The 18117-nt window shown below is 37.1% G+C and carries 18 protein-coding genes; 8 read left to right on the top strand and 10 right to left on the bottom strand.

The window, feature by feature from the left end; all coding sequences use genetic code 11:
- Positions 1-5 precede the first annotated feature (5 nt).
- Positions 6-812 (bottom strand): TrmH family RNA methyltransferase, encoded by an 807-nt coding sequence (locus AC3RVF_RS07960; RefSeq protein ID WP_489689466.1) that lies wholly within the window; start codon positions 810-812, stop codon positions 6-8.
- Positions 813-986: 174 nt separating this feature from the next.
- Here AC3RVF_RS07960 and AC3RVF_RS07955 point away from each other — a divergent pair, with 174 nt between their 5' ends.
- The gene (locus AC3RVF_RS07955; RefSeq protein ID WP_489689467.1) at positions 987-2819 is read left to right on the top strand and encodes a T9SS type A sorting domain-containing protein; all 1833 of its coding nucleotides are present in this window, start codon (positions 987-989) and stop codon (positions 2817-2819) included.
- A 119-nt stretch (positions 2820-2938) separates the two neighbouring features.
- Entirely contained in the window at positions 2939-3784 is an 846-nt protein-coding gene (locus tag AC3RVF_RS07950; protein ID WP_489689468.1) for a DUF6503 family protein, read from the top strand.
- A 63-nt stretch (positions 3785-3847) separates the two neighbouring features.
- Here AC3RVF_RS07950 and AC3RVF_RS07945 read toward each other — a convergent pair whose 3' ends face one another.
- Complete coding sequence (locus AC3RVF_RS07945) at positions 3848-4915, bottom strand: DUF3810 domain-containing protein (protein WP_489689469.1); 1068 nt, start codon at positions 4913-4915, stop codon at positions 3848-3850.
- 264 nt (positions 4916-5179) lie between these two features.
- Here AC3RVF_RS07945 and AC3RVF_RS07940 point away from each other — a divergent pair, with 264 nt between their 5' ends.
- Entirely contained in the window at positions 5180-6631 is a 1452-nt protein-coding gene (locus AC3RVF_RS07940) for an aminoacyl-histidine dipeptidase (protein WP_489693134.1), read from the top strand.
- Positions 6632-6789: 158 nt separating this feature from the next.
- On the opposite strand, the gene AC3RVF_RS07935 is transcribed toward AC3RVF_RS07940, so the two are convergent.
- The 4 genes from AC3RVF_RS07935 to AC3RVF_RS07920 all read right to left on the bottom strand — a co-directional run bounded on the left by AC3RVF_RS07935 (position 6790) and on the right by AC3RVF_RS07920 (position 10013).
- Positions 6790-7212 (bottom strand): hypothetical protein, encoded by a 423-nt coding sequence (locus AC3RVF_RS07935; RefSeq protein WP_489689471.1) that lies wholly within the window; start codon positions 7210-7212, stop codon positions 6790-6792.
- A gap of 118 nt (positions 7213-7330) precedes the next feature.
- Entirely contained in the window at positions 7331-8437 is a 1107-nt protein-coding gene (locus AC3RVF_RS07930) for a peptidylprolyl isomerase (protein WP_489689472.1), read from the bottom strand.
- A gap of 15 nt (positions 8438-8452) precedes the next feature.
- Positions 8453-9013 (bottom strand): gliding motility-associated peptidyl-prolyl isomerase GldI, encoded by a 561-nt coding sequence (gene gldI, locus AC3RVF_RS07925; RefSeq protein ID WP_489693133.1) that lies wholly within the window; start codon positions 9011-9013, stop codon positions 8453-8455.
- On the bottom strand, positions 8991-10013 hold the full coding sequence (locus AC3RVF_RS07920) for a DHH family phosphoesterase (protein ID WP_489689474.1): 1023 nt from the start codon (positions 10011-10013) through the stop codon (positions 8991-8993). The genes gldI and AC3RVF_RS07920 overlap by 23 nt, the downstream gene beginning before the upstream one ends.
- 286 nt (positions 10014-10299) lie before the next feature.
- Between AC3RVF_RS07920 and AC3RVF_RS07915 the strand changes: the two genes are divergently transcribed.
- On the top strand, positions 10300-10719 hold the full coding sequence (locus AC3RVF_RS07915; RefSeq protein WP_489689475.1) for a nucleoside-diphosphate kinase: 420 nt from the start codon (positions 10300-10302) through the stop codon (positions 10717-10719).
- A gap of 193 nt (positions 10720-10912) precedes the next feature.
- Here the strand turns inward: AC3RVF_RS07915 and AC3RVF_RS07910 are convergent, their stop codons facing one another.
- From AC3RVF_RS07910 to recF, 4 genes are all read right to left on the bottom strand, one after another.
- Positions 10913-12184 (bottom strand): YCF48-related protein, encoded by a 1272-nt coding sequence (locus AC3RVF_RS07910; protein ID WP_489693132.1) that lies wholly within the window; start codon positions 12182-12184, stop codon positions 10913-10915.
- A 113-nt stretch (positions 12185-12297) separates the two neighbouring features.
- Positions 12298-12594, bottom strand: a complete 297-nt coding sequence (locus tag AC3RVF_RS07905; protein ID WP_489693131.1) for a DciA family protein — start codon at positions 12592-12594, stop codon at positions 12298-12300.
- Position 12595: 1 nt separating this feature from the next.
- Complete coding sequence (locus tag AC3RVF_RS07900) at positions 12596-13063, bottom strand: lipocalin-like domain-containing protein (RefSeq protein ID WP_489693130.1); 468 nt, start codon at positions 13061-13063, stop codon at positions 12596-12598.
- A 78-nt stretch (positions 13064-13141) separates the two neighbouring features.
- Positions 13142-14227: a DNA replication/repair protein RecF gene (gene recF / locus AC3RVF_RS07895; protein WP_489693129.1), complete on the bottom strand. Its 1086-nt coding sequence runs from the start codon at positions 14225-14227 to the stop codon at positions 13142-13144.
- Between the two features lie 286 nt (positions 14228-14513).
- Here recF and AC3RVF_RS07890 point away from each other — a divergent pair, with 286 nt between their 5' ends.
- The 4 genes from AC3RVF_RS07890 (at position 14514) to mutL (ending at position 18072) form a co-directional block, all read left to right on the top strand.
- Positions 14514-15281, top strand: a complete 768-nt coding sequence (locus AC3RVF_RS07890; RefSeq protein WP_489693128.1) for a tetratricopeptide repeat protein — start codon at positions 14514-14516, stop codon at positions 15279-15281.
- Positions 15282-15779 (top strand): 6,7-dimethyl-8-ribityllumazine synthase, encoded by a 498-nt coding sequence (gene ribH, locus AC3RVF_RS07885; protein WP_489693127.1) that lies wholly within the window; start codon positions 15282-15284, stop codon positions 15777-15779. It begins immediately after the preceding gene.
- A 157-nt stretch (positions 15780-15936) separates the two neighbouring features.
- Positions 15937-16221 (top strand): riboflavin synthase subunit beta, encoded by a 285-nt coding sequence (locus AC3RVF_RS07880; RefSeq protein WP_489689481.1) that lies wholly within the window; start codon positions 15937-15939, stop codon positions 16219-16221.
- Positions 16222-16227: 6 nt separating this feature from the next.
- Positions 16228-18072, top strand: coding sequence for a DNA mismatch repair endonuclease MutL (mutL, locus tag AC3RVF_RS07875; RefSeq protein WP_489693126.1), 1845 nt, complete (start codon positions 16228-16230; stop codon positions 18070-18072).
- Positions 18073-18117 lie beyond the last annotated feature (45 nt).

The following is an 18117-nucleotide window of genomic DNA, read 5'->3' as shown; positions in this document are numbered from 1 at the left end:
GGGGCTTAGGGGGCAATTCGTTGCCGCTTCGCCTCAAATATAAGGATTCCCGCAGCTACGGAAACGTTCATACTATCTATTTCACCTTCCATTGGGATGATGATATTTTGGGTGCTGTTTTCGAGCCATTCATCCGAAAGTCCGGTGGCTTCAGTTCCAACAACAATCGCTGTACTTTTTTTGAAATTACAAGTGTGGTAAGGTACCGAAGCTTGTAATGCGGCGCAATAAATATTGACCTTGTTTGCTTTCAAAAACGCAATAATTTCTGAAGTGCTTCCCGTAGCAATTTTATTGGTAAACAAACACCCCACACTGCTGCGGATGATGTTGGGATTGTACAAATCTGTTTTTGGGTTGGCAATAATTACAGCATCCACATTTGCCGCATCTGCAGTGCGAAGTAGGGCGCCGATGTTGCCTGGTTTTTCGGGAGCTTCGGCTATTAGGATTAAAGGGTTTTTGGTTGCAAGTTGCAGGTTGGCAAGTTCCAAAGTTTTAGAATGCACAATTGCCAAAACACCTTCGGTAGAACCGCGATAAGCGAGTTTTTCATAGATTTCTGAAGTAATTTCGATGAATTCTGCTTCGTTATTTGCCGATTCTTTCAACGTGAATATTTCTTCTTCGGAAATAATTTCGGAACAGAAAAGGAAGGTTTTAAAGAGATAGCCGCCCTTTATTGCTAGCGAAATTTCGCGAAAGCCTTCAATAATAAAAAGACTTGTTTTGCGGCGTTCGCGCGATTTTTCCTGTAACAGGACAATCTGCTTTATCAACGGATTATGAAAACTTGTAATGGACTTGTGCATTGCGCAAAGATACGCTACTGAAAATTATTTATGAAGAAGCTTTTTGCTTTCTATTTCAGCATAGAATCAGATTGAACTTTCAGGAATTAGAACCGATTTGATTTTTGGCACTCAGTGTTAAAACTTTCTTAACGCTTTGAATTGTTTTTATATCTTGCAAGAAAAATATTTCTTATGAAGAAATTTGTACTTTTAGTAGGCTTTCTTATAACTACCATTACAATATCTGCCCAAGTAGTGGCAAATCCAGCTCTAGATTTATATGCTTGCGATTTAAATAATGACGGCGTTGAAATGTTTGATTTAACAGTAAACGATACTATTATTATTGGCACTCAAAATCCCGCGGAACATAGTGTTACTTATTACCAAACTTTGATTGATGCTTTAAATGGTACAAATGCAATAGCAAACCCTGAGAGCTATGTAAGTGCTGGAGAAACTATTTTTGCTAGAATTGAAATTGTTGTAACAGGCGATTTTGATACAACTAATTTTGAATTAATAATAGACCCAACACCACCAAACCTGGGCCCTTTTGAAATGATGCTGTGTGATGATGAAATCAACGGCAGCACACCAACCGATGAAATCTCTACTTTCGATCTTACCAGTGTCCACAATGAAGTAACAAATGGCGATCCCAGCCTAACAGTTGTATGGTTTATGAACGCTGCCGATGAAGCGGCGAATGTACCTATTCCTAATCCAAATTCTTTTCAGAACACTTCTACCCCACAAACCGTAATTGGTAGAGTCGCAGCCACTAACGGTTGCAAAACCCTTGTTACGCTTACGTTGGTTGTAATGCCAAATCCAAGCCCCAATCAAAACCCCTATCCGCTTGAAATGTGTGATGATGATAATGATGGCTTTGCTATTTTCGATCTTACAGTGAAGGATGTTGAAATTGGCAATGGACAATCTAATATTAGTATTACTTATCATGAAACGTTAATTGACGCAGAGAACGCAACATCCCCACTGCCTAGCCCATATGAAAATATAGTAGCATACTCACAAATTGTTTATGTTCGTGTTGAAGGTAACCAAATTCAATGTGCAACTATTGTTGAATTGGAACTAAGGGTAATTAATCATCCTTTAATAACCCCACCTAACAACCTCTTTATAAATGAAGGCGATGGCGACGGGTTTGCAATTTTTGATCTTACGGTGAATATTCCGGTGATTTTGGCTGGGTTGAACCCTTCTGATTATATAGTAGGGTTTTATATAACACTGGCAGATGCCTTAAACAGTTTAAATCCAATAATGAATTCAAATTCGTACACCAACTCTTCCAACCCACAGACAATTTATGTTCGAGTTGAAAATATAAATACGAGCTGCTCTGTTGTAACTACTTTTGAAATCGCTACAGATGAACTAGCCCCCGATGCAGACGGTGATGGCATTGCCAATGAAGATGAAGACATAAACAACAACGGCAACCTAAACGATGACGACACCGACGGCGATGGTATTCCAAATTATTTAGATGATGATGACGACGGCGATTCAGTTTTAACATTGGTAGAAACAACTGGAATTGGCGCTGGCGTTGCACCGTCTTATATCTATATTGACACCGATGGCGACGACGTAGAAAATTATTTAGACAACGACGATGATGGCGATGGTACTTTAACTATTGATGAAGACTATAACAACAACGGCACACCATTAGACGACGATATTAATGGAAATAGCATTCCAGATTTCTTGGATGATGAAGTGTTCCTTTCTGTAAATTCATTCGGTTTTGAAGATTTAAGTGTTTACCCAAATCCAACTGCTGAAAACTTTACAGTACAATCGTCCCAATTGGTTTTAGAAACAACCATTTCACTTTATGATATTCAAGGGAAACAATTGTTTTCTGAAACTATGCTCCCGCAAAACGGCAAGTTGAAGATGAATGTTTCTGTTTTGGAAAACGGAGTGTATTTCGTGAAAATCTCTTCGGAAGGAAATTCAACAGTGAAGAAAATTATAAAGCACTAATCACGCAAGTCTAAAATCTTAGATCTCCAATCTCACATCTATTAATCATAAACATTTCTAAAAAGCTTCCCCAACACGGGAAGCTTTTTTACATTTAGTGGTTAATAAACCAACCAATTATGAAAAAACTGATTTTATTAGCTGCAATTGTCCTTTCACTTTGGGCATGTAAAAACGACAAAAAAACGAGTGGCGAAGATCCACGGATAGAAGGAACAGAACTAGACAGCACCGGAATAGAAGCGCCCGATGGGGAAGCGAAAAACACGGCAATGAATGTTGAAAAAACATTTCCGTCTCAACTTCAAAACATATTTACAGCTCACGGAGGCCTGAAGCAATGGCAAAAAATGAACAATCTTTGTTTTGAAATGAAAGGCAAAAATGGCGACGAAATCCACACAATTTCATTGCCAGACAGGAAGACCAAAATTGAATCTAAAGATTGGAGCATTGGTCTTGACGATAAGGGCGTTTGGTTACTAAAAAACGAATTAGGCTACAAAGGCAATCCTGTTTTCTATCATAATTTGATGTTCTACTTTTACGCAATGCCTTTTATAATCGCAGATCCCGGAACCAATTATACCGCCGTTGAAGCAACTGAATTAGACGGAAAAATGTACAATGGTTTTAAAATTTCATATAACGACGGCGTGGGCGATTCGCCCGATGATGAGTATATTTTATACTTCGATTCCGTAACAAACCAAATGACGTGGTTGGCTTATACAGTAACATTCAGAGACCAAAAGAAAAGTGATGACTGGCATTTTATAAAATACGACAAATGGGAAAATGTAAATGGATTGTTGCTTCCAGAGCGATTTACTTTTTGGAATGTTGAAAACAATAAGCCAAAAGATAAAAAGTTAACTTATAAATTCGATAAAATCACAGCTACCGAAACGATGCTCGATGCTTCTGTTTTCGCAAAACCTGCCGAGGCAGAATACGTTAAATAGACTTGAAATTTTAGACGTGAGACGTGAGAAGTGCGATTTTCAGTTTCGATTTCGATTTTGATTTCACAGCGTTTTATCTTCAAAATAATTTACAACCAGAGCCACCATATAATCATAACTCATGATTCCGCGGCTTTGGTTGTTTGCTTTTAAAAAGTTGTCCCAAAATATTTTTGAAAAATCCTCCAATGGGTTTTGATAGCTTTCCCAGAAATCGCGCATTTCTTTATAGCTTTCCAAAATACCTGGGTTTATCGTGGTTAATAGTTCGAAGTATTTTGGTTCGTCTCTGCGGGCAATTTCATTAATTAAATAACGCAGTGTAAAAATATATCCAGCATACTGAATATACGGGTCGTCATTGTGCAATGTGGAAAGTGTGGCTATAAAATTGGCTTCGTTTTCTGCGGCATAGCCTATTTGGTGCGCTTCTTCGTGGCAAGTTACTACCGGAAACTTGTAGGTTGTGATGAGGTTGTTTACTTGTGCTTCGCCTGAAAAAGGGTTTAAATAGCCACTATAACCCATAATGGTAAGGCCTAAACTCCAACCACTTTTTTTGATGCTTCGCGGCGAAATGGCCAGCTGCGGAAATTCTTTCTCCAGATTTTCATAACCATTCAATGTTTTTTTGAATATCTCCTTTTGAGTGTACGGTAGCTCAATTTTTACGCTATCGGCATAGCCCAATTCGCGGTGCAATGCATTGCTCTTTTCAATAAAACGGTTGGTTGTGTTTAAAAGTTGTTCAGTGGTATAATCGCTCTTTAACTGCAATGATTTGTGTAAGGGAAGCCGGTAATAATTATACCCCCAAAGCACGTGAAACATTAAATACACTACCGAAACAGCCGCCAGAATATCTACAAAAAAATACAATTTGTCGTTTTTTAGTCTTTTCACATTTTTATAGAGCCAGTGAATGGCAACTATAATTATGAGTAGATAAAACAAATCGCCAACAGAAAATGGAACCCAGCCAAAAAGGTAGCGGGAGATTTTTGAAATCCAAGGGTAGATTCCGAGGCTGTAATATTTTTCAACGAACGCTGGAAAATGCTTTAAAACCTGAAGTGCAATTATCTGCACAAATAGAAATAAAGCGAGGAATGCTGAGGTTCGTTTTTGCATAATCCAAACTTACAAAGGAATTCTTTCACTACATAATTTTTATAGCGATCACAAAACCGTAAATTTGCGATTAGTTGACCACGAATACACGAATGTATTTTCATTGTATTTAGTTTAAATAATTCGCGCATTCGTGATGGATATTTAACCACTAATGCATGAATTATTTTTTAAAATATTTGGAAAAACACAACAAAGAGAATTTATTGTTATTCGTGTATTCGTGGTAAAAAAAATCACAACTCAAATTATAAATTATAAACTATGAACGAAGAAATAAGAAACCTAAAGCCCAAAGCGCTTTGGAACAAATTTGCAGACCTAAACGCTGTGCCGCGCCCTTCTAAAAAAGAGGAACGCGTTATTGCTTTTATGAAAGACTTCGGAACGAAGCTCGGTTTGGAAACTATGGAAGATGAAGTGGGTAATGTTATAGTTCGCAAGCCTGCAACCAAAGGAATGGAAGATCGTAAAATGATTGTTTTACAAAGCCATCTTGATATGGTTCACCAAAAAAATAACGACACCGATTTCAATTTTGATACACAGGGAATTGAAATGTATGTAGATGGAGATTGGGTTCGTGCAAAAGGAACAACGCTGGGCGCAGACAATGGTTTGGGAGTTGCCACTATTATGGCGATTCTTGAAAGCAACGAAATTGAACACCCTGCAATTGAAGCGCTTTTTACGATAGATGAAGAAACAGGAATGACGGGTGCCAAAGGATTAAAAGGCGGTTTGCTAAAAGGCGATATTCTTTTAAATCTTGACACAGAAGAAGATGACGAAATAGGCGTTGGCTGTGCCGGCGGTGTTGATGTTACTGCAACTGGTAACTATTCTGAAGTTGACGCTCCAAAAAATGCAACTAGCTTTACTATAAAAGTGAAAGGTCTTAGCGGTGGTCATAGTGGAATGGAAATTATTAAAGGTTTGGGTAACGCCAACAAATTAATGAATCGTTTGCTTTTCGCTGTGCAAGATTCTATGCAATTGGCGAAACTGGAAGGCGGAAGTCTTCGCAATGCAATTCCGCGCGAAAGTGTAGCTAAAGTTGTAGTTACTTCGGAAGAAGATTTTCTTTTGGGAATTGAAAAAATGAAGCAAGTTATTGTTTCAGAATACAAATCTTTAGATCCAAATCTTTCTATTACTGCTGAAAAAGCTGATGAAGCTAGTACGAAAGTAATGAGTGAAGCCGATCAAAGAAATTTCTTTAATGTAATGAACGCTGCACATAACGGCGTTTACAGAATGAGCCCAGATATTGAAGATTTGGTGGAAACTTCAAATAACATTGCGAAGGTTTCAGTTGAAAATGGCAACATTAAAGTAGAATGTTTAACTCGTAGTTCAGTAGCGTCTTCTAAAGATGTTTTGGCAAACGCATTAACCTCAGTTTTTGAACTTGCAGGCTATAAAGTAAAATTAGATGGCGATTATCCTGGTTGGGCGCCAAATATGGACAGCGCAATTTTAAAGGTTTTAGACGGTCTTTATCAAAAAATGAACGGCGAAAAAGCCGAAGTAGCTGCTTGCCACGCCGGATTGGAATGTGGTATTTTAGGTCAGAATTATCCTGAAATGGATATGATTTCTTTCGGTCCAACAATTAGAGGAGCACACTCTCCCGATGAACGCGCAAGTATTTCTTCCGCTCAAAAATATTGGGAATTTGTATTGGAAATATTGAAGAACATTCCGAAGAAATAGAACCAAGACTCAAGACCGCTGCGCTACACGAGGCACGACGGATTCTTCTTTAATAATAAGTTTATTGATTATTAGAAATAGTAGTGTTTCCCTTTAGTAACGCTTCAAAAAAAAAGAGGAACTAGTTTAAAAACTGGTTCCTCTTTTTGTATTTATTACTAGTCCAATCGTTTAAATTTTTCTGCGCAACCTTCGTCGCAGGACGATGGGTTTGGTGTTAATATCAAATTTCCTTCCTCAAATGTTACATCGTAATCCCCGAGTGAACCAGCTTCTAGACAATCAAACGTGATATTAATATTGTTGGATGAATTGAACGTCCAAACCCCATTACACGTAAAGTCATTTGAAGTAATTACATCATTACTCTGAAAATTATAAGTGAAGCCATTCGCCACTGAGTACCACTCTGGAAAGTTTGAGCCATCACTTCCATAGAACTCTATCATTTGCCATGAACCAATTATAGAATCTTTCACACTATCATCATCCTTATTACAACTATTCAATAATAGTAATAAAAAGAAGAATGTGACAATCGATACATGTTTGATCAATCCATATTTGTGTGATTGTCTCATTATCTTTTTGGACTTAAGATTAGTAGTACTTTAATCTATTATAAATTTAAACTTATTTACGCAAAAAAAAAGGAACCGAGAGATCGATTCCTTTTTTGCAATTGTATTTTGTCTGAAATTACTCTACTATCTCAACAATCTGAAGGTTGAAAATCAATTCAGAATCTGGAGGTATAACTCCTGGAATTCCTCTTTTGCCATAAGCTAAATGAGCAGGAATGAAAATTATGGTTTCATCGCCTACTTTCATATTCAATAAACCTTCACGGAAGCCTGGGATCAATTTTGCTTCAGTACTATAATCTGTTGGTACCGGCACATATTGTTCAGCAGCTTTGCGCATTTCGTCAACCATTTCAAATTGTTCTGCGTTTGAAAGAATATTCGAATCAAATAAATGTCCGTCTGCAAGATATCCTGCATAGTTCATCAAGATTTTATCGCCTTCTTTGGGTTGTGGGCCTTCTCCTTTTTTCGCGAAAAAGATTTTAATACCTGAAGGAAGTGAATCTGCTTTTCCTCTGAAAGCTTCAAGCTCCTTAGCTTTGTTTGTTGCTACTTTATTGATGCGTTCTTCTTTCTCTTTCTTTTCTTTTTCAAGCTTCGCCATTTCTTCAGTGAAATAAGGAACTTTTACTTTTCCTTTATTTATAATATTCACTTTTTCAAGAATAATTGGCTCTTTTGGCTTATCGCCTGGCTTTTCAGTTTCAAGATTTCCTATTGAATCTACAACTTCTTGTCCCAATACTATTTCGCCAAAAATTGTGTGTCTTCCATCAAGCCACGGAGTTTCTTTTAGTGTGATAAAAAACTGGCTACCGTTAGTATCTGGGCCAGAATTTGCCATTGCTAAAAGTCCTTTTTTGCTGAAACGGATCGTGTCATTTGGTTCGTCAGGAAATGCAAAACCTGGATTACCAGTACCATCTCCTTTTGGATCACCACCTTGGATCATAAAATCCTTAATAATACGGTGGAAAGTTAGACCGTCATAAAAACGTTTTCCTTTGTAAAGTGAGTCAACCATTCCGTTGGTTCCTTCGGCTAAAGCCACAAAGTTAGAAACCGTAAGTGGTGCGGTTTCGTTTTTAAGCTGTGCAACAAAAGTTCCTTTATTGGTAACAAATTCAGCATAAACACCGTCTTTTAGCTCAGGATATTTTTCCTGACAAGAGGCAAGAGCAAGGGTAAGTAATAAAAATAAAAATGTTAGTTTTTTCATCTTTTAAAATTAATTTTAGTTTGATTGTTCTATTGAATGTAATGTAATAGTGCTCTGCACCGGTATGTTGGTGCCGAGTTTTTCTTCGATCCCATAATAGCCATATGCTTTATAGGAAGGAAAAAGGAAGGTTACTTTTTCGCCCTCCTTCATAAGCTTTATGCCTTCGCGAACGCCAGATATTAAATCTTGGTTGCTTTGGTCAACTTTATATTGTTGTAGGCCGTTTTCTTCTTCTGAAAGAATTACACTGCCGTCGAGATTTTTTATATCGTACGTAAATTTTACTATATCGCCTAAATCTGGCATTTCTGTATTTGCGGTATCTTTTCGGTTGTAATAGTACCAAAAACCATTTTCGGAAGAAATATAATCTGTAGTAGAGTCGATAGCCATCATTTTTTCGATGTAACTTTTCTCTTCGTCGTAGATTTTTTTGTTGCGTTCTGCAGATTCCTTAATAAATGATCCTGAAGCACTTTGCACTGGGCGTCTAGCCTCCGGACTTTTACAGGAAATAACTAAGGTAAAGAATAATGTACTATAAAGCAGCTTACGAAGCATCTGTGAGTTCATTTTTATAACGGGGCAAGATACTAATAAATTCGTTTATTGTTTTGTTAAGGTCTTGCGAACTTTTTCCACCGGCAGCATTAATGTGGCCACCGCCGCTGTAATGGTTACGAGCAAAATCATTCACTGAAAATTTACCTTTACTTCTAAGGGAAATCTTCACAATACTTTCCTGCTTATTTTCAATAAATATCACTGCGAAATAAACACCTTTTACTGAAAGCGCATAATTTACAAAGCCTTCGGTATCGCCCTTTTTGAAATTATTTTCGTCCAGTTCCTTTTGGGTTAATGTAATATATGCAGTGTGCAATTCGGGCAAAATTACCAGATTATTTAAAGCTACACCCAGCAATTTCATTCTATCTGGACTGTTAGTATCGTACACATTTTGATTTATAATTGCGCTTTCTGCACCAGCTTCAATCAATTTTGCAGCAACTCTGTGTGTAGTTGGGCTAGAGGAGGAGAAGCGGAACGAACCCGTATCTGTCATAATTCCTGTGTAAAGATTTACAGCAATTTCTTTCGAAAGCTTTTCTGCTAGACCTAGCGCTTCCATAAAATGGTAAACCATTTCTGAAGTGGAACTCATTTTCACATCGCTATAAGTTGCTACTGCATAATCTGCAGGTTGCTGATGATGGTCAATCATTACAAATTTAGCAGAACAGTTTTCGAAAACCGTTTGTAGATCGCCAACTCTGTCTAAACTATTAAAGTCCAACGTAAACACCAATTCTGATGCGTTTATCAATTTGGTGCTCTTTTCTTTTTCTTTTTCGAAAATGATAATTTCTTCAACCCCGGGAAGCCATTTTAAAAATTCGGGGAAATCGTTGGGCATAATTACAGTAGTATTATGACCCAAACTTTTCAGAAAAAAGGAGAGTCCCAAACACGAGCCAACTGCATCGCCATCGGGGTTTTTATGGCCCACAATTACAATATTTTGTGGAGAGGCTAGCAGTTTTTCAACTATTTGAGTAGTGTCTTTTTTCATAAGGGGCGAAGATACAATAAAAGCCCCCTAACCCCCAAAGGGGGAATTCGAACAATTGCATATTTACGTGGAAATTTAAAAATTTATCTCGAATATAAAAAAGTAAAAAAGTCTGCCAGGTTGAGCAGTTGATACTGCAATTGCTTTTCCCTCAATGAAATCAATACTTCAAAAGAATTTTTAGTTTTTTGGATGATCGGTGTTTTTGTTTTTTTGTAATTGAAAAAGATAACTTTTGAATGTTGAAAATATAATACCTACTTTTGCCGAAATTTTAAAAAACAAAATGAGAACAGACAGAACATTTACAATGTTAAAGCCAGATGCGGTTGAAAAAGGAAACATCGGCGCCATTCTTGACAAAATTAACGCTTCAGGTTTTAGAATCGTAGCGATGAAACTTACCCACATGACTACGCAAGATGCACAAGCATTTTACGAAGTACACAGTGAGCGCCCTTTTTATGGCGAATTGGTAGAATATATGACACGCGGTCCTATCGTTGCAGCAATTCTTGAAAAAGAAAACGCTGTTGAAGATTTCCGTACTTTAATTGGAGCTACCAACCCTGCTGATGCAGCTGAAGGTACCATCCGTAAATTATACGCAGCTTCTATTGGCGAAAACGCCGTTCACGGAAGTGATAGCGATGAAAACGCAGCTATTGAAGGTGCTTTTCATTTTGCAGGTCGCGAAATGTTCTAAGCATTTACGATATATAATAATTGAAAACGCCTTCCAATTTGGAAGGCGTTTTTTTATAAATTTTCTTTAAAATTTCTGGCAGCAATTGGTTTGTTTCAGCTATATATTCAACTTAGATTGTTTTCATATTAATACCTTTATTCAAATTTAAGAATATTTCCTTTAAAAGTATTTTCGATAATTAGTATTCATTTTAATTACCCAAAACCAATTTTTGATTGCCTACGATCTTTCGGTTTTTTAAAAGGTTAATGAAATAAATGCCTTCGGAAATGTTTGGAAGGGAAATTCTATTGTTTTTCTTTAATGATGTTTCCACTAAAACCTTCTTTCCATTTAGATCTAAAATTTCAATGGAAATACCTTCCAAATCTGAAATGTTGATTTGTAAGTTGAATTTACCATTTACAGTTGGGTTTGGATAAATTGTAAACATATCGTCTTTGTTGAAATCTTCTACACCGGCGGCTTCATAAGGTGTTTTTAAAATACGAGGGCCAAGTAGAACATATCCCACATCTTCTGAAGGAAATATAATATCGGCATAGCCAACATTGGCGTTGCAGTTTGCGGCATTGGTTTCTTCATCGTAACTATCCGTCCAAGTTACAGCGCCATCGATGGTTTTATCGATGTAAACATAACAGCAGTCGCACAGCAAGGCATCCGAAGCAATCATAAATCCCAAGTCATCGTTGAAAAAGTACATATTGGATGCGCCACTTAAGAAATCTTCAATTTGAGAATGAATCCAAATTTGGTTATCATTACTTTTATAAATTTCGTTTCCGGAAAAGCCATAGTCACTAAAATATGAATTGGCATAACCCGATAAAATATATATAAAATCTCCATTTAACGAAAGTGCAAAAAGATCATTTGTAGCTGGAATTGCTAACAACTCCCAATCATTTCCCGCGTTTTCGGTATAAATTAGCGTGCCATTATCTCCAGCTATATACCCGATATTTTCATCTTTGAATTCTACGTCATTTAGATTTTCTATTGTCAATGTGCTATTAGAAGTCCACGAATTTCCACCGTCGATAGAATGTAAAATAGTGCCATTATTACCCACAATCCAAATGCTATTTTGAGCATTAATAGCTACGGATACAAGGGCCTCCGTTGTCCCAGAGTTAATTGTAGCCCAAGTTTCCCCAGTATTTTCGGTCTTCAAAATACTCCCATTCGCGCCCACTGCATAACCAGTGTTAAGGCCGTCGAAAGCAAGATCGAAAAAGAATTCTTGCACACCGCTAACAAACTGTGTCCAGGTTTCTCCGCCATTTTCAGTTTTATAAAAAACGCCATTATCTGAAACCACCTGCACCACACTTTCGTTTAGTGCACAAATGGCCCCGTGATAGTTGTTAGTAATTTCCACAGGAAGGTAGTCCCAGGTTTCTTGAGAAAAACCTATTACTGAAAGAAAACTGAAGATTAATAGGAATAGGGGTTTCATAATTGGTTATTTTTGAGACAGAAAGGTATTATTTTTAACCAAAAAATCCTAATAGGATTTTATATTTGATAGTGTGCGATTAATTGCACAAACGTTTTATACGTGTTTGCAATTTAACGCAAAACCAATTTTTTAATCAATTCCTTCCCTAATTCCTCATTTAGCAATTTGACAATTTTTTCCTTCCCATAACCCAATTCTTCGCGTAAAACAGAAGAGGAAAGTTGCACATATAAAGTTTCACGGTCTAATTTTATATCTGTCGTGTATTTTATAATAGCAACGCCCATCACCGAATCCCAAGCTTCTTTGGCGTTCACTTTGTCTAAGCCTTTGTCTAAGCGATTTTTGCCGATAAATTCTTTCAAAGCGTCTCCAATTGATATGTTTTCTGCGTGTCGTTTTGCCATTTTAAAGTCTTGAGTTATCTGGTGCTGGTTGTGAGTAATCAATTGTTGTATTCCCTAAATCGAACTTTCTGAATTTTGAATATGTGTAAATTTTATTGTCTCTATTAATCACTGTGAGCGTACTGTCCTTGGCTTCAATTACAGTTTCTTTCCATTCATTAAAAGGGGTTTTGTAGTACATTCGCAAACTGTCCTCTTCAATTTTTAAAGTGAAATCTTCCGAAATTCCGTTGGTTGTAAAAGAACCATCAAATTTTGGGGAAACCTTTGTTCGAGTGCCACTGTCTCCTTTCATTTCAATATAATCAACAATCGTATTTATATTGAATTCCTTCTTTTCGCCATCGGGCATTTCAACGGTTTTTATTTCCCAATACCCGCTGAGGTTTTGTTTTTGCACTTCCGGATTTGGTTTTTCACAGGAAATGATAAAAAGAGCAAATAGTAAATATGTGATTTTATACTTCATTTGGTTTAAATTTTTTCTTTGCGCCTTTGCGAGATAAATTGCACGCAAAGTAACTATTTTTAATTCCCGCTTTTAGTGTTAGGGGGCCAACGGAAACATTTTATAAGTCTGATGCACTTTTTTAATTACTTCCTCCGTCCGTTCTGCGTGGGTGTCGCTGATAAAAAGTTGCCCGAAGTTTTCATTGTCAACCAAGCTAATTAAATGCTCCACTCGCGTTTCGTCCAATTTATCAAAAATATCATCCAAAAGCAAGATTGGATTTGTTTTTGAATGTCTTTTTATAAAATCGAATTGCGCCAGTTTTAAAGCAATAAGATACGATTTTTGTTGCCCCTGCGATCCAAATTTTTTAATTGGGTGCCCATCAATTTCAAAAACCAAATCGTCTTTATGTATTCCGAAGTTGGTGTACTGCGAAAACCTATCTTTTGAAATATTAGTATTAAGCAGCGTCAACAGGTCGTTTTCTTGTAATTGACTTTCATAAACTAGATTTATACTTTCTTCGCCACTGCTAATCGATTTGTATCTATTGAGAAAAATAGGTAAAAATTCTTCCAAAAAAGCAGTCCGCTTCCCAAAAATTGAAGTGCCAAAATTGTGAAGCTGCTCGTTGTAAATATCAATTGTATCTTGGCTAAAAGTGTTATTCGCCACAAAATATTTCAGCAATGAATTGCGTTGTGCAAGCACTTTATTGTATTTAAGTAACGTATTTAAATAATCCGAATCGCGCTGCGAAATTACACCGTCAACAAATTTTCGGCGGGTGTCGCTACCTTCAATTATTAAATCTCTATCAGCTGGCGAAATGATTACCAACGGCAAAAAACCAATGTGTTCGCTGAATTTATCGTAAGCCTTCCCGTTTCGTTTTATAATTTTTTTCTGTCCTTTTTTGGCACTTACTACAATTTTTTCAAGAGTTTCTTTTTTCTCGTAAAAACCTTCAACCACAAAAAATTCTTCGCCGTGTTTAATATTTTGGGTTGTTATAGGGTTGAAATAACTTTTTCCGAAGGAAAGATGATAAATAGCATCGAGGATGTTGGTTTTCCCAACGCCGTTATTTCCCACAAAACAATTTATTTTTGGGTCGAATTCGAAGGTTTCAGTTTCAAAATTTTTATAATTGAGAAGGGATAGTTTTTGTAAAATCATATAAAAGGAGCCAAAAGACATTTAGACTTGCAGGCGAAGACAAAAAAATTAAAAAGTTCAATTTAGAAAGTATTTTAAAAGGTTGTAAAAATACAAGCTTTGGTGTTATTTTGACGCAAGATGCAGGTACTTTTAACTTTCGTCATTATTTAAGTTGTTCAATTTCACTAAATTTAGTGGCTAAACGACGCGATACAACCGCTTTGCAAATTATTAAAAAATAAGAAATATTATCCTTTCAAATTCCATTAAAAATTTTATTTTTGCGCCACTATAACCTATAACTATGGCAACGTACAAAAAACGCGGAGGCAAACCATCAACAAAGGCTGAGAAACAAGATCAGCTTGAAGAAAACAGCACAACAGCAGAAGTGTTTAATACGCTTGACGAAGGCGCATCTAAAACTGAAGCTTGGGTAGAACAGAACCAAAAAGGTATTTTAGCCTTTATAATTGTGGTGGCTGTTTGCGTGTTGGGATACTTTGCATACGATCAATATATAAAAGGACCGAAGGAAACTGAAGCGATGAACGAAATGTTTCAAGCTCAAAACTATTGGGAACAAGCTTTAACAGCTCCGGCAAAAGATTCACTTTACAATCTTTCGTTACAAGGTGGTGAAGGAAAATACGGTTTTATCGATATTATTGATAATTACGGTGGTACAAACGCTGCCAATCTTGCGCATTATTACGCTGGAATGGCTTATTTGAACACTAACAAATATCAAGATGCTATTGCACAATTAGACAAATTTAGCAGCGATGATGATATGTTGGGACCTTTGGCAAAAGGCGCAATTGGCGATGCATTTGTTCAATTAGGACAAAATGAAGACGCTTTAAAATATTACGAAGAAGCAGCTTCAATGCGCACAAACGATTTTACAACCCCACGTTTTCTTTTGAAAGCTGGTATTGCTGCAATGGCTTTAAACCAAAATGATAAAGCATTAGCGCACTTCAAAAAAATAGCTGACGAATATCCAAAAGCAACCGAAGCTACAAAAGCTGAAATTTATACAGGTCGCGCGGAAGCAATGAAAAAATAAATGGCTACAGCAAATACAAATTTATCGACTTACGATAAAAACACAATCCCAAACGCGAAAGATTTTCGGTTTGGGATTGTTGTTTCAGAATGGAATCACGATATCACCGAAGGTATGTTTCAAGGCGCTTTTGACGCTTTAAAGGATTGCGGAGCTATCAACGAAAACCTTGTTCGTTGGAATGTTCCCGGTAGTTTTGAACTTATTTACGGTAGCAAACGAATTACCCAAAGTTACGATATGCTCGATGCAGTGATAGCTATTGGAAGCGTAATTCAGGGTGAAACAAAACACTTCGATTACGTTTGTGAAGCAGTTGCCCAAGGCATAAAAGACTTAAATGTGCAGGGTAATATTCCCGTTATTTTCTGCGTGCTTACAGATAATAATATGCAACAAGCCATAGACCGAAGCGGTGGAAAACACGGCAACAAAGGCACCGAGGCGGCAATTGCAGCCATAAAAATGGCGCAACTTCGGAAAGAGTCTAAGTTTTAATTTTCTTTATTTAATTCCCAAATCTCAAATTACCCCGACTACTGTCAAATGCTTCGGATTACTGAACACTTATCCTTGGTACAGTAATTGTTTAAAATGGCTTCGTAATTACTTTTAGAAAACACACTATTTTAAGTAACTTTGAAGCACGACAATTATGGGACTAATAGGCAAGAGAAAAAACAAAAAGTACAGCTACAAACCGCGTCATTACGAATTTGATGGTGAAAGCAGCCCGTTTGCAATGGGGCATAAGTTTGATGAATATCGAACTACTGTTGGCGACAACAAAGGTTTAAAAGGAAAATTTAAAACTGCGTGGTCAGATTTGCGACAATCTTCAGACAGAACCGCAAACCGAAGGCTGATTGTGATAATTGCGATACTCGTGCTACTTTTCCTATTTATAATCGATTTTGATTTATCTATTTTCTACGCATAAATTTTAATGGCAGACATTATTCAGTTATTACCAGATCACGTTGCAAATCAAATTGCAGCTGGGGAAGTTGTGCAACGGCCCGCTTCGGTAGTTAAGGAGCTGTTAGAGAATGCTATTGATGCAAATGCAACTTCCATTACACTCGTAATTAAAGATGCCGGAAAAACCCTCGTTCAAGTTACCGACAACGGTTCTGGAATGAGTGTTACCGATGCGCGGCTTAGTTTTGAACGGCACGCAACTTCAAAAATTAAATCGGCAGAAGATCTTTTTAATCTGCATACGAAGGGTTTCCGTGGCGAAGCATTGGCTTCCATCGCTGCAATTGCGCACGTTGAACTTAAAACAAAAACCGATGTTTCAGAAATAGGCACGCACCTCACAATTGAAGGAAGTAAAGTTATTTCGCAAGATCCTGCGGTGGTTCCAAAGGGAACTACAATTTCAGTAAAAAACCTTTTTTATAATATTCCTGCGCGGCGCAATTTTTTAAAAAGCAACGTTGTAGAAAATCGTCATATAATTGATGAATTCCATCGTGTGGCTTTGGCGCACCCAAGTGTTGCTTTTCAAATGCTTCACAATGGAAGTGATGTTTTTAATCTGCCGTCAACTAATTCGAGACAACGGATTGTAAATATTTTTGGTAGTAAAACCAACGAGAAACTAGTTCCGGTAAGTGAAGAAACCGAAATATTAAAAATAGAAGGGTTCGTCTTAAAACCTGAATATGGAAAGAAAAGTAGGGGAGAGCAGTTCTTTTTTGTGAACGATCGATTTATAAAAAGCCCGTATTTGCACCATGCCGTTTCTTCTGCTTTTGAAGGGTTGATGAGAAATGAAATCCATCCAGGTTATTTTCTGTTTTTAGAAGTAGATCCGCATTCCATCGATATAAACATCCATCCCACAAAAACTGAAATAAAATTTGACGATGAGCATTCCATTTATGCAATGCTTCGTGCAACCGTAAAGCATAGTTTAGGGCAGTTTAACATTGCTCCGGTGCTGGATTTTGAAAGAGACAAAGGTTTTGACACGCCTTATGAATACAGCAAAAAATCGCCCACCGTGCCATCAATAGATGTAGATCGCGATTTTAATCCGTTTAAAGAAAAACCAAAACAGGGTAATATTAACTTTCCTTTTAAAAGGGAACAAACTCAGTCTTGGGAATCTCTGTATGTTGGGTTGAAAGATGATACCGCAGCAGTTTCGGGAGTTGGTGATATTGAATTTGAAAGCGAAGAAGTAACCGGAAGTCTTTTTGAAAGTAAAGAAACTGAAACCGGACAAGTTACGCTTCAGCTTCAGAATAAATATATTGTAAGTCCGTTGAAAAACGGAATGATGGTAATTCATCAAAATTTGGCGCATCAACGAATTCTTTATGAAGAATTGTTGAAGAATATAACGATTAAAGAAGCCGTGAGTCAGCAATTGTTGTTTCCGCTGCAGCTGCATTTTTCAAAGCCCGATGTAGAAATTATTGAAAAGGTGCGCGAACAACTGGAACACACGGGTTTTATTTTTTCAGAATTGAAAGAAGAAACGGTTGAGATTAGCGGAATTCCAGTGCTGATACTAGAAAGCCATGTTGTAAATTTGCTGAGCCAATTGGTGCACGATATTAAAGAAGAAGTGCCCGATAGCGGATTTAGCCAAAACGATATGCTGGCAAAATCTATGGCGGCAAGTATGGCAATAAAAACGGGTGTTTCGCTGAATAAAGAAGAACGCGAACATTTAATAAATCAACTCTTTGCTTGCAAGGAACCAACAGTTAGCCCTACTAACAAACCAGTTTTCACTACTATGGATGTGAGTGAATTGGATAAAAAATTTATGTAAAACAAACCCTCGGAGGGTTTAAAAAGATTCCAGCCTACGCGGGAA

Source organism: Aequorivita sp. IT1183, assembly GCF_058068265.1.
Note: the sequence above shows the minus strand (reverse complement) of the source record. Positions and strands in the feature narration are given on the sequence as shown.

Coding starts and splice junctions, on each gene's coding strand:
- AC3RVF_RS07905 (WP_489693131.1), bottom strand. CDS start 12,594: ATGGCAAAACGACACGCAGAAAACATATCAATTGGAGACGCTTTGAAA.
- AC3RVF_RS07935 (WP_489689471.1), bottom strand. CDS start 7,212: ATGAGACAATCACACAAATATGGATTGATCAAACATGTATCGATTGTC.
- AC3RVF_RS07915 (WP_489689475.1), top strand. CDS start 10,300: ATGAGAACAGACAGAACATTTACAATGTTAAAGCCAGATGCGGTTGAA.
- AC3RVF_RS07950 (WP_489689468.1), top strand. CDS start 2,939: ATGAAAAAACTGATTTTATTAGCTGCAATTGTCCTTTCACTTTGGGCA.
- AC3RVF_RS07955 (WP_489689467.1), top strand. CDS start 987: ATGAAGAAATTTGTACTTTTAGTAGGCTTTCTTATAACTACCATTACA.
- mutL (WP_489693126.1), top strand. CDS start 16,228: ATGGCAGACATTATTCAGTTATTACCAGATCACGTTGCAAATCAAATT.
- recF (WP_489693129.1), bottom strand. CDS start 14,227: ATGATTTTACAAAAACTATCCCTTCTCAATTATAAAAATTTTGAAACT.
- gldI (WP_489693133.1), bottom strand. CDS start 9,013: ATGAACTCACAGATGCTTCGTAAGCTGCTTTATAGTACATTATTCTTT.
- AC3RVF_RS07940 (WP_489693134.1), top strand. CDS start 5,180: ATGAACGAAGAAATAAGAAACCTAAAGCCCAAAGCGCTTTGGAACAAA.
- AC3RVF_RS07930 (WP_489689472.1), bottom strand. CDS start 8,437: ATGAAAAAACTAACATTTTTATTTTTATTACTTACCCTTGCTCTTGCC.
- AC3RVF_RS07900 (WP_489693130.1), bottom strand. CDS start 13,063: ATGAAGTATAAAATCACATATTTACTATTTGCTCTTTTTATCATTTCC.
- AC3RVF_RS07880 (WP_489689481.1), top strand. CDS start 15,937: ATGGGACTAATAGGCAAGAGAAAAAACAAAAAGTACAGCTACAAACCG.
- AC3RVF_RS07920 (WP_489689474.1), bottom strand. CDS start 10,013: ATGAAAAAAGACACTACTCAAATAGTTGAAAAACTGCTAGCCTCTCCA.
- AC3RVF_RS07890 (WP_489693128.1), top strand. CDS start 14,514: ATGGCAACGTACAAAAAACGCGGAGGCAAACCATCAACAAAGGCTGAG.
- AC3RVF_RS07910 (WP_489693132.1), bottom strand. CDS start 12,184: ATGAAACCCCTATTCCTATTAATCTTCAGTTTTCTTTCAGTAATAGGT.
- AC3RVF_RS07945 (WP_489689469.1), bottom strand. CDS start 4,915: ATGCAAAAACGAACCTCAGCATTCCTCGCTTTATTTCTATTTGTGCAG.
- ribH (WP_489693127.1), top strand. CDS start 15,282: ATGGCTACAGCAAATACAAATTTATCGACTTACGATAAAAACACAATC.
- AC3RVF_RS07960 (WP_489689466.1), bottom strand. CDS start 812: ATGCACAAGTCCATTACAAGTTTTCATAATCCGTTGATAAAGCAGATT.